The organism is Limnobaculum parvum, assembly GCF_003096015.2.
GTDB lineage: Bacteria > Pseudomonadota > Gammaproteobacteria > Enterobacterales > Enterobacteriaceae > Limnobaculum > Limnobaculum parvum.
Map to the genome: position 1 here is coordinate 3350999 of NZ_CP029185.2, position 13486 is coordinate 3364484.

The 13486-nt window shown below is 46.8% G+C and carries 11 protein-coding genes; 9 read left to right on the forward strand and 2 right to left on the reverse strand.

Annotation, left to right across the window (positions count from 1 at the left end; genetic code table 11):
* Positions 1-10: 10 nt before the first annotated feature.
* Positions 11-613: a LysE family translocator gene (locus HYN51_RS14130; protein WP_108900600.1), complete on the reverse strand. Its 603-nt coding sequence runs from the start codon at positions 611-613 to the stop codon at positions 11-13.
* Positions 614-714: 101 nt separating this feature from the next.
* Between HYN51_RS14130 and HYN51_RS14135 the strand changes: the two genes are divergently transcribed.
* The 5 genes from HYN51_RS14135 to HYN51_RS14155 all read left to right on the forward strand — a co-directional run bounded on the left by HYN51_RS14135 (position 715) and on the right by HYN51_RS14155 (position 5984).
* On the forward strand, positions 715-1695 hold the full coding sequence (locus tag HYN51_RS14135) for a hydrolase (RefSeq protein ID WP_108900601.1): 981 nt from the start codon (positions 715-717) through the stop codon (positions 1693-1695).
* The gene (locus tag HYN51_RS14140) at positions 1692-1940 is read left to right on the forward strand and encodes a YheU family protein (protein ID WP_108900602.1); all 249 of its coding nucleotides are present in this window, start codon (positions 1692-1694) and stop codon (positions 1938-1940) included. The genes HYN51_RS14135 and HYN51_RS14140 overlap by 4 nt, the downstream gene beginning before the upstream one ends.
* An 84-nt stretch (positions 1941-2024) precedes the next feature.
* Entirely contained in the window at positions 2025-2894 is an 870-nt protein-coding gene (locus tag HYN51_RS14145; RefSeq protein ID WP_108900603.1) for a phosphoribulokinase, read from the forward strand.
* 296 nt (positions 2895-3190) lie between these two features.
* A complete protein-coding gene (gene crp / locus HYN51_RS14150; RefSeq protein WP_027273485.1) occupies positions 3191-3823 on the forward strand; it encodes a cAMP-activated global transcriptional regulator CRP in 633 nt (210 codons plus the stop codon).
* Between the two features lie 70 nt (positions 3824-3893).
* Entirely contained in the window at positions 3894-5984 is a 2091-nt protein-coding gene (locus HYN51_RS14155) for a YccS/YhfK family putative transporter (protein ID WP_108900604.1), read from the forward strand.
* Positions 5985-6223: 239 nt separating this feature from the next.
* On the opposite strand, the gene argD is transcribed toward HYN51_RS14155, so the two are convergent.
* Complete coding sequence (gene argD / locus HYN51_RS14160) at positions 6224-7444, reverse strand: bifunctional acetylornithine/succinyldiaminopimelate transaminase (protein WP_108900605.1); 1221 nt, start codon at positions 7442-7444, stop codon at positions 6224-6226.
* A 328-nt stretch (positions 7445-7772) separates the two neighbouring features.
* Here argD and manD point away from each other — a divergent pair, with 328 nt between their 5' ends.
* The 4 genes from manD (at position 7773) to HYN51_RS14180 (ending at position 13024) form a co-directional block, all read left to right on the forward strand.
* Complete coding sequence (gene manD / locus HYN51_RS14165) at positions 7773-8987, forward strand: D-mannonate dehydratase ManD (RefSeq protein WP_108900606.1); 1215 nt, start codon at positions 7773-7775, stop codon at positions 8985-8987.
* A 14-nt stretch (positions 8988-9001) separates the two neighbouring features.
* On the forward strand, positions 9002-10015 hold the full coding sequence (locus tag HYN51_RS14170) for a Zn-dependent oxidoreductase (RefSeq protein WP_108900607.1): 1014 nt from the start codon (positions 9002-9004) through the stop codon (positions 10013-10015).
* A gap of 74 nt (positions 10016-10089) precedes the next feature.
* Positions 10090-11499, forward strand: a complete 1410-nt coding sequence (locus HYN51_RS14175) for an MFS transporter (RefSeq protein WP_108900608.1) — start codon at positions 10090-10092, stop codon at positions 11497-11499.
* 43 nt (positions 11500-11542) lie between these two features.
* Positions 11543-13024, forward strand: coding sequence for a mannitol dehydrogenase family protein (locus HYN51_RS14180; protein WP_108902077.1), 1482 nt, complete (start codon positions 11543-11545; stop codon positions 13022-13024).
* The last annotated feature ends 462 nt before the right edge of the window (positions 13025-13486 follow it).

Sequence of the window (13486 nt, forward strand, 5' to 3'; positions counted from 1 at the left end):
TCCGATTTCGCTACAACCAAATAAGCGCCACGCAGCCCGCCGTCAAAATACCCATGGTTATATTAAAAATCGCCCACGATTTGCGGCTTTGCAGTAAACGACCAATCGCGGAACCAAAACCCATCCAGATAAAACCAGCCACCAGATTCACCATAAACATCGCAATGCTGATGGCAATCACCGATGCACTATACATGTCACCAGCCAAGCTGTAGCTAGCAATTGAGCCAATACCCATCAACCAGGCTTTAGGATTCAGTGCCTGTAACAATAATCCCTGATATAGCCGAACCGGTTGTGCTGTTCCTTTCTCTGTATCCAGCTTCTCATAGCGAGAAGTCGCAATTTTCCATGCCAGCCAAATCAGATAGAGACTACCTGCAATTTTCAGCGCTAAATGCAACGAAGGATAGGCGATCACCAGCGAGCCAACACCTATGGCAACTAGCAGCAACAGTAATTGCATGCCAATCATAATGCCAAACATCAACGGTAAAGAGCGGGTAAAACCAAAATTAGCAGTCGAAGAGGTGAGTAACATATTATTCGGCCCCGGTGTAACTGCCGCTATCCATAAAAACATCGACATAGAAAGAAACCAACCTAACGCCATTCTGTATACCCCTTTACCAGTAAGAGATGTTTAATCATTCCATTCAAGCTAGCAGTGTGATATTGATCGCACAAGACCCCAAGAGTGAATTTAATTTTGTTATGGATGCACAATTTCGGCCCATACCGGGCACCGCTAACCCACACATACAAACTCTATTACCTCGGATTATCCGCAGAAAAATTAGCCTGAAACCGGTGTGGCAGCGTCTGGAACTTCCAGACGATGATTTTCTCGATATCGCTTGGAGTGAAGATCCTCACCAAGCGAAACATAAGCCTCGGCTCGTGTTATTTCACGGTTTAGAAGGCAACTTTTACAGCCCTTATGCCCATGGTTTGCTGGCGGTTTGTCGTCAAAATGGTTGGCTGGGAGTTGTCATGCATTTTCGCGGCTGTAGCGGTGAACCTAACCGCAGCCCTCGCGCTTATCATTCGGGTGAAACCAGCGATACGCGCTTTTTTCTCAACTGGTTGCAAAATACGTTGGGAGAAGCTCCTACTGCAGCAGTAGGCTACTCGCTGGGTGGCAATATGTTAGGGTGTTATTTAGCAGAAGAAGGCGACCAAGTTCCACTTGAGGCGGCGGTGATTGTCTCCGCTCCGCTAATGCTCGATCCCTGTTCACGTCGACTGGAACAAGGACTGTCGAGAGTCTATCATCGATATCTGCTTGGTCTGCTAAAACAGAGCACCAAACGCAAGCTTGTCCGCTACCCCGGTATTATGCCGCTGCCCGATTTATCACTGAAAAATATTCGCTCAATCCGTGAGTTTGATGACGCTCTCACCGCACCATTACATGGATTTAAAGATGCCACCGATTATTATCAAAAGTGCAGCGCCCTGCCGGTATTACATCAGATACGTATTCCTTTGCTAATTATACATGCCAAAGACGATCCTTTTATGTCACCGGATGTCATTCCTGAGCGGAACAGCCTGCCGGAGAATATCGAATATCAATTAACCGAACATGGCGGGCACGTTGGCTTTGTCAGTGGCACATGGAAAAAGCCGCAGATGTGGTTGGAGCATCGCATCCCTGAATGGTTAACCCACTATCTGGAGAAAAATAAATGATGATCCCGTGGCAGCAACTGGCTCCCGAGACGCTGGAAAGTATTATCGAATCGTTTGTTCTGCGTGAAGGTACCGATTACGGAGAGCATGAAAGATCATTACAACAAAAAGTGGACGATGTTAAGCGTCAGCTAAAAAGCGGTCAGATAATATTAGTTTGGTCAGAGTTACATGAAACCATCAATATTATGCCCAAAGATCGGTTCAGTGATGATATGGAAGAACAACCTTATCCGGAGTATTGATTTCTTGGAATAAAATTTTGTGACATCCCGGCACCAATCCGACTATGCTCTGGTAATAACCATGAGAATTAAGGAATCAGGTTAATGTCAGCAAAACATCCAATCATTGCAGTTACCGGTTCCAGCGGAGCCGGTACTACCACCACTAGCTTGGCCTTCAGGAAAATATTTCAGCAGTTAAGCTTAAATGCCGCACGTATAGATGGTGATGCCTACCATCGCTATACGCGCCCAGAGATGGATGCGGAAATCCGTAAAGCCAGAGAACAAGGACGTCATATCAGTTATTTCGGCCCCGAAGCTAACGACTTCGCTCTGCTGGAAAACAGCTTTATTGAATACGGAAAAACCGGAAACGGACGCACACGTAAGTACTTGCATACTTATGATGAAGCCGTTCCCTATAACCAGACACCCGGTACATTTACCCCCTGGCAACCCTTACCAGAAACCACCGATCTGCTATTTTATGAAGGACTACATGGTGGCATCGTCACTGCGAAACATAATGTTGCCCAACACGTCGATCTGCTGGTTGGCGTTGTTCCTATCGTCAACCTAGAGTGGATACAAAAACTAATCCGCGATACGGTGGAGCGGGAGCACTCCCGGGAAGCCGTGCTGGATTCGGTTGTCCGCTCGATGGACGACTATATCAATTACATCACCCCCCAGTTCTCCCGAACCCATATCAACTTCCAGCGCGTACCCACCGTTGATACCTCAGATCCATTTTCTGCGAAGAGCATTCCAACTATGGACGAAAGCCTCGTGGTTATTCACTTCAGGGGGCTGACAGGCATTGATTTTCCCTATCTACTAGTCATGTTACAGGGTTCATTTATCTCCCAAACAAATACCTTAGTAATTCCGGGGGGGAAATTGGGACTGGCGATGGAGCTAATTATCACACCCTTAATACAACAATTATTAGAAGGCAGAATATTAGAATAGAAAAGTGAGGGTAAAACAGGCGAACAACCCGATTCAGCGCCGCTTAGCCCTCATTTTAGCAAGACAACACGAGACTCTTGGTTCAACCTGTGTTAAAACCATAGGGTGGGTATAATAGATAAATTAGAGTTCAATCAGGCTGATGCAACACCAGCCCACAAACACCTCTATATTCTTTTTTACATCAGTTATAATAGCGCCCACTTGGCAAGTTATATGCTTCGGGGCGGATAAGATTTTCGGCAAGCTTCTCGCTTTGCTGTGTTGGGCAGTGACTACAAAGAGGATAACAACAAATGGTTCTCGGCAAACCGCAGACAGACCCTACTCTCGAATGGTTTTTATCTCATTGTCATATTCATAAATATCCATCCAAGAGCACACTTATTCACCAAGGTGAAAAAGCAGAAACTCTTTACTATATTGTAAAGGGTGCCGTAGCCGTTCTAATTAAGGATGAAGAAGGTAAAGAGATGATTCTCTCCTATCTCAATCAAGGGGACTTCATCGGAGAACTTGGCCTGTTTGAAGAAGGTCAGGAACGCAGTGCTTGGGTCAGGGCAAAAACAGCATGTGAAGTTGCTGAAATTTCATATAAAAAATTTCGCCAGCTCATTCAAGTTAATCCGGATATTTTAATGCGTTTATCCGCTCAGATGGCTAGCCGCTTGCAGGTTACCTCTGAGAAAGTAGGAAGTCTTGCCTTCCTTGATGTTACGGGCCGTATCGCACAAACATTACTCAATCTGGCTAAACAGCCGGATGCAATGACTCATCCAGACGGTATGCAAATCAAGATCACCCGTCAGGAAATTGGTCAAATTGTTGGATGTTCCCGTGAAACGGTAGGACGTATTTTAAAAATGCTGGAAGATCAGAACCTGATTTCCGCTCATGGAAAAACTATCGTTGTCTACGGGACCCGTTAACTAATAAAGAGAAGCGGACATGTTTACGGCCTCCTGAAGCCATGTCCGCTCCCCTTTTCCCGGGAGACCTATGTGGCGACGAGTTATTTATCATCCAGAAGTCAACTATGCTCTCCGCCAAACTCTGGTTCTCTGTTTGCCCGTGTTTCTGTTTTGGCTATTAGGCGATCTACCAACCGGCTTTTTACTTTCGCTTGTTCCTGCCTGTTGCAGCATTGGTGGTCTCGATACTCCCCATAAACACTTTTTCAAACGACTGGCTATCGGTGCCACGTTGTTTGTTATCAGCAGTGTATTATTGCAGTTTCTTCTGTTGTGGTCTGTTCCGCTGCCGCTATGCATGCTTATTCTGACGCTATTATTTGGCGTGACGGCTGAAATCAGTCCTCTTTATGGACGGTTAATGCCTGCAGCATTAGTGACCGCCATTTTTACGCTCGGTATGGCAGGCAATTTACCCATTTGGCGAGTGGCTCTATTATTTGTCATTGGTACTGTCTGGTATGGTTTGTTTATCCGCCTGTGGTTTCGGCTTTGGCAAGAACAACCCATGCGAGAATCACTCAGCCTGCTTTACCGGCAGTTGGCGTATTATATGGATGAGAAGTACAGCTTACTTACTCAACATACCGACCCGGAGAAGGCGCTCCCTCCATTACTATTACGCCAGCAGCAAGTGATGGATACCATCGCGTTGGTTTACCAACAAATCTATATGATTACCAACCTGAAACACCCTCGCCATCGGCGATTAATTCAGGCGTTTCAGGTTGCTCTCGATTTACAGGAACATATTACCGTTAGCCTGCATCAACCCGGCGAAGTACAAAAACTGGTTGAGCAGAGCCAAGCTGAAGCCGTTATTCGCCATAATGCAAAAACCATTAGCCACCGTTTACAGATTTTAGCTGATGACATTCTCTACCATCGCCGTCCGGTCCCATTCAACATGAATAGTGACCTATCCGCCTTGGAAAAAATCGCCCATCACCATCCGAATAATCCCGTTGGCGCTTTTTGTTACTACCATTTTAGCCGTATCGCTCACTTACTTAGCCGCCAAAAACCGCTATATAACCGCACGTTGATGCCAATACAGAGTCATCTCCCTTTTCTGCTGGCGCTGAAAAACTATTGTTCACTTAAATCTGTCGCATTAAAAAACGCGGCTCGCATTGGCATCACACTAGCCGCTGGTGCTGGAATTGGCCTGACGCTTAATCTTCCCAAACCCTACTGGATACTCATGACCATTATGGTGGTTAGCCAGAACGGCTATAGTGCCACCCGAATACGTATTCAGCACCGCTCGCTGGGTACCATGATTGGGATTCTTGCTGGTGGCGCCATTCTTCATCTCTACTACTCTCAAAACCTGATGTTGGTGCTAATGCTGGTACTGACGTTTTGTTCCTATTTGATTGTGCGTAAGAATTATGGAATCGCTGTGATTGGTTTTACGATTACTGCGCTCTACACCCTACAGATTATCTCCAATAGCGGTATGAATTATCTGCTTCCTCGTATGATAGATACGGTCATCGGTTGTATTTTGGCGTTTGCCAGCAGCTTATGGTTATGGCCTCAATGGCAAAGTGCCACGTTGCGTAGAAATGCCCACAGCGCTCTGGAAACGTATCAACAGCACCTGCGTCAAATATTTAATATGACTAATGATGTAGCGGAACTCGCCTATACCCGAATGAAGGTTAATCAGGCTCACAATACTCTTTTTACCGCATTGAATCAGGCCATGCAGGAGCCGGGCTTTAATACTCGCTACTTGGCCGATATGCGCCTGTGGGTTACCCATAGCCAGTTTTTGGTTGAACATTTAAATGCAATGACAACTATCGCTCGAGACCAATATGTGTTGGTTCCTACATTGGCGCAGGAGTATTTAAACGCCTGTGAGATCCTGATTCAGACCTGCCAACAGCGCCTAGAATATGATGGTCCCAGCGGGGATAACAGCATATTGCCCATTGTAGAATCCGAGGATAACGATGAGCTATCAGAGACCTCAATGGAAAAACATATCGAGCGGATACTGGCGCATCTTACGACTATGCATACTATTTCGTCACTGGCGTGGCAGCAAAGGCCGCATCATGGAATGTGGTTGAAGAGGAAATTGAGGGAAGAAGGAGAGGCGGACTAGGCCCAACACGTCCTGACGCTAGATACGATGGTCTTCCGGCCAGTCACAAAGACAATATGTACCCTCTCATTTTTACGGCCGAAGGGCTTAAACTCCGGCGCAAGATAATATCTTGAATATCCTCTGAAACTCTCTCTATTTCAGCGTGATGACCGCTTGTCATCACGCTGTTTAAGATACAAATAGCGGCAGCCGCTAATGCCGCTAATTAGGAAGAACGTTTAAACTAACGGTCAATGCTATTTAACCTCAACCATTTGCTTCACCGCTTTTTCAAAGCGTGCCATTCCTTGTTGTAGATCATCCTCGGGAATGACCAGAGAAGGGGCAAAACGGATAACATTAGGGCCAGCATTGAGTAGCATCAGGCCATTTTCTACTGATGCCGCAAGAAATTCTCGCGCCATACCCTGATAATTTGGCTGTAGTTCAGCACCGATGAGCAGCCCTAAGCCGCGAACATCTGTAAATACATGATAACGTTGATTAATCTCTTCCAAACGGGTGACAATGTACTCATAACGTGATTGCACACCTGACAACACTTCTGGCGTATTGATCACATCAAAAGCCGCTTCCGCTACGGCACAGGCTAACGGGTTGCCGCCATAGGTTGTACCGTGAACCCCGGGTTCCATCACTTGCGCCACTTCATCGGTGGTTAGCATCGCGCTAATCGGGAAACCGCCTCCCAATGCCTTGGCTGAAGTTAAAATATCCGGAACAATGCCGTATTGCATGTAGGTAAACAGTGAACCGGTTCTGCCCATCCCAGACTGTACTTCATCAAATACCAATAGTGCTTTATAACGATCGCAAAGTTCTCTAACCCCCCGCAGAAACTCGGCGTCGACAGGTGTAATTCCACCCTCCCCCTGAACCGGTTCCAGTACGACAGCACAAGTGTGGTCATCAATAACCGCTTTAACCGCATCCAGATCGTTAAAAGGAATATGTATGATATCCGCTGGCTTTGGGCCAAAACCATCAGAATATTTAGCCTGGCCACCAACGGAAACAGTAAACAGCGTACGACCGTGAAAGGCATTATTGAACGCAATAATTTTTGTTTTATAAGGGCTATGGCGAGTAATGGCATAACGGCGAGCCAGTTTAAACGCGGCCTCATTGGCTTCAGCACCAGAGTTAGCAAAAAACACCCGGTCAGCAAAAGTTGAATCAATCAGTTTCTGGGCCAGTCGCAAAGCAGGTTCGTTGGTAAACAGATTACTGGTATGCCAAATCATCTCACCTTGGGTATTCAGTGCCTTAACCAAAGCTGGATGACAATGTCCCAGCGCGGTAACGGCAATACCGCTAGAAAAATCGATATACTCGTTTCCTTGCTGATCCCAGACCCGACTCCCCTTACCTTTTACCGGCACAAACGTTGCTGGCGCATACACGGGTAACATAACGTTATCAAAAGTATTGCGATTAACTGATGTATTACTGTCCATAAAACTTGACCTATTGATTTCACCGCGAATGACTCCACACTACCAAAATTGAATATAAAATCAATTTGTATAAATAAAAATACCAATAAAATCTGCTTACCATTTAATAATAAAATAATTATTAAAAAATCCGTAATAAATAATAATTCATAATTAATAAATAACTAGTCATTAAACATCATAAATTCCACGGTGATTTCGGTCACATATCTCAAACTTTCCCGCCATTAATATTCTAGACCTACTTGTATGGTAGTTAATCCATGAGTATCTTGTGTTCACTTTCTATACCGAATTGGTTCTATTTTTCCGTCAGGATGAATGCATTATGAAAATCGTAAAAGCTGAAGTTTTTGTTACCTGCCCGGGCCGTAACTTCGTTACCGTCAAGATCACTACCGATGAAGGCATTTATGGCGTTGGTGACGCCACCCTCAATGGCCGCGAGCTCTCCGTTGCCTCCTACCTTAAGGATCATCTTTGCCCACAATTAATTGGCCGAGATGCCCATCAAATCGAAGATATCTGGCAATTTTTCTATAAAGGCGCTTACTGGCGTCGTGGTCCGGTCACCATGTCCGCCATCTCCGCCATTGATATGGCACTATGGGATATCAAAGGCAAAGCAGCCAATATGCCGGTTTATCAACTGCTCGGTGGCGCATCACGCACTGGGGTCATGGTGTATTGCCATACCACCGGCCGAACCATTGATGAAGTGTTGGAAGACTACGCTAAGCATAAAGAGATGGGCTTTAAAGCCATTCGCGTTCAATGCGGCGTGCCGGGAATGAAAACTACCTATGGTTTGAGCAAAGGTAAAAACTTGGCTTATGAACCAGCAACCAAAGGTCACTACCCGGAAGAACAGTTGTGGTCCACCGAGAAATATCTAGATTTCACGCCAAAACTGTTTGACGCCGTGCGTAACAAGTTTGGTTTTGATGAACACCTGCTGCATGACATGCACCACCGCCTGACGCCAATTGAAGCGGCCCGTTTTGGCAAAAGCATTGAAGATTACCGCATGTTTTGGATGGAAGATCCGACGCCAGCAGAAAACCAAGAGTGTTTCCGTCTGATCCGCCAGCATACCGTTACCCCTATCGCCGTGGGTGAAGTCTTCAACAGCATCTGGGATTGCAAACAGCTCATTGAAGAGCAACTGATCGACTATATCCGTACCACCATCACCCACGCCGGCGGGATTACCCATATGCGCCGCATTGCTGACTTCGCCGCCATGTATCAGGTACGTACCGGTTCCCACGGTCCATCCGATCTGTCACCCATTTGCCACGCAGCCGCGCTGCACTTCGACCTGTGGGTGCCTAACTTTGGCGTGCAGGAGTACATGGGTTATTCCGAGCAAATGCTGGAGGTCTTCCCACACAACTGGACGTTTGATGATGGCTACATGCACCCAAGCGACAAGCCGGGTCTGGGCATCGACTTCGATGAAAAACTGGCTGCCAAGTATCCCTATGAAGCCGCCTACTTACCTGTTGCCCGTTTAACCGACGGCACGCTGTGGAACTGGTGATGAAGGAGAACAAGATGAAAAGTGTCGTCATTCAACAACCCGAAGTTTTAGTGATTGAAGATCGTCCGGTACCCCAACCGCAGGCTGGAGAAGTACGCCTACGGGTAGAAAGTGCCGGTATCTGCGGTTCAGATGTGCATATCTATCGTGGTCATAACCCTTTTGCCAAATACCCGCGCGTTATCGGTCATGAATTCTTTGGCCGTATTGATGCGGTGGGTGAAGGCGTTGATGCATCCCGTGTTGGTCAACGTGTCGTTGGCGATCCGGTAGTCAGTTGTGGTCATTGCTACCCTTGTTCAGTGGGTCGCCCGAATGTTTGTACCTCTTTACAAGTTATCGGTGTGCACCGGGATGGTGGATTCAGTGAATACATCACTCTGCCGGCAAAGAATGCCCATATCGTTCCTGACAGCATCCCGGATCGGGAAGCGACCATGATTGAGCCTTTTACTATCGCTGCAAATATCTGTAGCCAGATGAACCCTGGTCCACTGGATGTTGCTCTGGTATACGGTGCGGGCCCAATGGGTTTGACTTCGATTCAAGCACTGCGTGGTGTGTACGGGGTTAAAGAGATCATTGTTGCAGATCGCATTGATGAGCGTCTGGCGATGGCTAAGGAGAACGGTGCCGATCGCGTGATCAACAACACCGACATCGACCTTACTGCCGAACTGGCAAAACTGGGTATTCGGCCGACGTTGATTATTGATGCCGCATGCCACCCGTCAATTCTGCCGGAAGCCATTGGTTTAGCATCGCCTGCAGCTCGTATTGGCATCATGGGCTTCTCCTCCGATCCTTGCGTGATTAATCAGCAAGGGATCACCAGTAAAGAGCTAAGTATTTATAGCTCCCGTCTCAACAGTAATCGTTTCCCGATGGTTATTGACTGGATGAAGAGCAAAAAAATCCATCCAGAAAAACTCATTACCCATCAGTTTGATTACGCTCAAGTAATTGAAGCAATGGAGATATTTGAAAAAGACCCTAAGTTCTGTTGCAAAGTTTTATTGAAGTTTTAACGGAAAACCTCTGTACCCACCCCTTTTCTGTATATATAACAACAACTGTAGAGAGCAGAAATATGACTAAAAACATGGAATTAACAAACAATAAACCGGAAAGAAGTACTTCTGATCTGGTTAAAGCCGCGGTCTCTGGCTGGCTGGGAACCGCCCTCGAATTTATGGATTTTCAGCTGTACTCACTGGGTGCCGCATTGGTTTTCCATGAAATTTTTTTCCCTGAACAATCGGCAGCCATGGCTCTAATTCTGGCGATGGGAACTTATGGTGCAGGATATATCGCACGTATCGTTGGCGCCTTTATCTTCGGCAGAATGGGCGACACCATCGGCAGAAAGAAAGTTCTGTTCATTACCATCACCATGATGGGTATCTGTACCACGCTGATTGGCATATTACCGACCTACGCTCAGATTGGTATCTTCGCCCCCCTCTTACTGGTTACCTTGCGTATTATTCAGGGACTGGGCGCAGGTGCTGAAATCTCTGGGGCTGGCACCATGCTGGCGGAGTACGCACCTAAAGGCAAACGCGGCATTATCTCCTCACTGGTTGCCATGGGAACCAACTGCGGGACATTAAGTGCAACAGCCATCTGGGCGGTAATGTTTGTTCTGCTCGACAGAGAACAACTGCTTGACTGGGGATGGCGTATTCCGTTCCTGTCTAGCGTTGTCGTAATGATCTTTGCAGTTTGGTTACGGATGAACCTGAAAGAGAGCCCAGTGTTTGAACAGGCCAGCGAAACCGCTGCCGGTAAAACAGTAACCGCTAAAAAAATTGCTGCCGAAGAAAGCGCCCTTCTTTCCATGTTCACCAGCAAATCATTCTGGCTAGCAACCGGGCTGCGTTTTGGTCAGGCAGGTAATTCTGGCCTGATTCAAACTTTCTTAGCCGGTTATTTAGTACAAACCCTGCTATTTGAAAAACGTATTCCAACCGATGCATTAATGATCAGCTCAATTTTGGGATTCGTTACTATTCCACTGCTGGGTTGGCTGTCTGACAAAATAGGTCGTCGTCTGCCTTATATCGTTCTGAGCATCAGCGCCATCATCTTAGCCTACCCGATGTTATCAATGATTATGGATAAAACCGGTGAAGTTAACGTCATCATGGCCTGCATTATCATTATCCATAACGTTGCAGTATTAGGCCTGTTCGCCCTTGAAAACATCACCATGGCCGAAATGTTTGGCTCACGCAATCGCTTTACCCGGATGGCCATTTCTAAAGAGACCGGTGGTCTGGTTGCAGTAGGTTTTGGTCCGATACTGGCGGGTATCTTCTGTAATATGACCGATTCCTGGTGGCCTATTGTGGCAATGATTATCGTCTATTCCTCTATCGGTTTAATTTCAGCTATCTGTATGCCGGAAGTGAAAGATCGCGATCTGAGCGATCCAAGAGATGCTGCGGAAATCCCATCCCGTAAGGCATCGGAGGTTAACGTGCGCGGTAGTAGTGCAGCAGAAGTTTAATCACATCAACGCTTATTTATTATTTAACGGGTTAGCCGACAACATGAATTTATCAAACAAGACATTATGCGATCTGCCGAAAAATGTCGTAGTGCCGAGCTATGATAGGGCTGGGCTCCAGACCCGGATTGTGCATTTGGGCTTCGGCGCTTTTCACCGTGCTCATCAGGCCATTTATGCCGATATTCTGGCGTCTGAACACGACAGCGACTGGGGATATTGTGAAGTTAACCTGATTGGCGGCGAACAACAGATTAACGATCTGAATTCGCAGGACCTGCTGTATTCGGTGGCTGAAATGGCATCCGAAGGCTGGTCAGGTCGCGTGGTGGGCGTGGTTCGCCACGCTATCCACGGTGAAGTTGATGGTATCCATCGCGTGCTAGAAGCGATGACACAGCCAGAGATCGCTATTGTTTCGATTACCATTACCGAGAAAGGCTATTGTTATCAGCCAGCTACCGGCACATTAATCGAAGATCATCCGCTAATTCGGCATGATATTGCTAACCCGTCTGCACCAAAATCAGCACCGGGTGCAATCGTTCAGGCTTTACGACTGCGTCGCGACCGCAATCTTCCTGCTTTTAGCGTTATGTCCTGCGATAACATGCCGGAAAATGGTCACGTAACCCGCAATGTCGTCCTGGCTTTAGCCCGTATTCAGGATGCTCAACTGGCAAACTGGATTGAAACTAACGTCAGCTTTCCATCCACTATGGTAGACCGTATTGTCCCGGCCGTTACTCCGGAAACGTTGGAGAAAATAACCCAACAGCTTGGCGGAATTAACGATCCAGCCGGAGTGGCCTGTGAACCGTTTCGCCAGTGGGTGATTGAGGATAACTTTGTTAACGGTCGCCCTGAGTGGGAAAAAGCCGGTGCGGAACTGGTACAGGATGTACTGCCGTTTGAAGAGATGAAACTGCGTATGTTAAACGGCAGCCATTCATTTCTGGCCTACCTTGGCTATTTGGCAGGGTATCAGCATATTAACGACTGTATGCAGGACAATAACTATGTCACTGCTGCTCGCCATCTAATGATGAGTGAGCAGGCTCCTACGTTACGCACACAGGGTGTCGATCTGGAAGCCTATGCGGACTCTCTGCTTAACCGCTATCGCAATACCGCCCTGAAACACCGCACCTGGCAAATCGCGATGGATGGAACACAGAAGCTACCGCAGCGCATGCTGGATTCCGTGCGCTACCACCTTGCCCATAACCGCCGCTTCGACTGCCTGGCACTGGGTATTGCAGCCTGGATGCGTTACGTCGGTGGTATCGATGAACAGGGGCAAGCTATTGAAGTCAGCGATCCATTGCTGGAACAATTACAAGCGCTGGTTGCTGTAAGTAAGGAAAGAACTGAACGCGTGAAAGCACTACTGTCGCTGGAAGTCGTGTTTGGCAAAGCGCTACCGCAAAATGCATGCTTTGTTGCGGCAGTGACCGATGCCTATCTGCAACTGTTGCAGTATGGTGCCAAGCAGAGCGTTGCGCTGTTAGTTAAACAATTCTGATAAACCGTCGCATTTATCAACTAATCAATAGCGCCCACAGCATTAGCGGTGGGCGCTATTATACGGATGCCGAACTTCAGGCTAGCTGAAAACGCATCACAAATTGGCTCCCTTGCTCTACGCCATGTTCTATCCGATTACATTTTTCTACACATGATCACTCACGTAACACACCCATTAATTGCTGAATTTCACGCCAAAGATCAAAAAAAATATACTTTAATCATGGTAGGTTAATTTATATGCGAGACGGTCATGGATGAAAATCAGTTTAATGGTTAAAATCGACCGGTTCTCTGCTGAATAACATTCGTTTTGGTTTACTGGCTACTTTAATTCCAGTAAAAACAGCCATTCGCTACTCAATTGGATTGGTTAAAATGACGCTTTTCCATAAGAATTTTGGCGAATTGTCCGTAAAACCCCGCTATAATGCGGAAAGTTGCTAACTACAGTAAGAGT

Excerpts from the sequence above, each read along its gene's own strand:
- HYN51_RS14130 (WP_108900600.1), bottom strand. The coding sequence starts at position 613 with ATGGCGTTAGGTTGGTTTCTTTCTATGTCGATGTTTTTATGGATAGCG.
- HYN51_RS14135 (WP_108900601.1), top strand. The coding sequence starts at position 715 with ATGGATGCACAATTTCGGCCCATACCGGGCACCGCTAACCCACACATA.
- HYN51_RS14140 (WP_108900602.1), top strand. The coding sequence starts at position 1,692 with ATGATGATCCCGTGGCAGCAACTGGCTCCCGAGACGCTGGAAAGTATT.
- HYN51_RS14145 (WP_108900603.1), top strand. The coding sequence starts at position 2,025 with ATGTCAGCAAAACATCCAATCATTGCAGTTACCGGTTCCAGCGGAGCC.
- crp (WP_027273485.1), top strand. The coding sequence starts at position 3,191 with ATGGTTCTCGGCAAACCGCAGACAGACCCTACTCTCGAATGGTTTTTA.
- HYN51_RS14155 (WP_108900604.1), top strand. The coding sequence starts at position 3,894 with ATGTGGCGACGAGTTATTTATCATCCAGAAGTCAACTATGCTCTCCGC.
- argD (WP_108900605.1), bottom strand. The coding sequence starts at position 7,444 with ATGGACAGTAATACATCAGTTAATCGCAATACTTTTGATAACGTTATG.
- manD (WP_108900606.1), top strand. The coding sequence starts at position 7,773 with ATGAAAATCGTAAAAGCTGAAGTTTTTGTTACCTGCCCGGGCCGTAAC.
- HYN51_RS14170 (WP_108900607.1), top strand. The coding sequence starts at position 9,002 with ATGAAAAGTGTCGTCATTCAACAACCCGAAGTTTTAGTGATTGAAGAT.
- HYN51_RS14175 (WP_108900608.1), top strand. The coding sequence starts at position 10,090 with ATGGAATTAACAAACAATAAACCGGAAAGAAGTACTTCTGATCTGGTT.
- HYN51_RS14180 (WP_108902077.1), top strand. The coding sequence starts at position 11,543 with ATGAATTTATCAAACAAGACATTATGCGATCTGCCGAAAAATGTCGTA.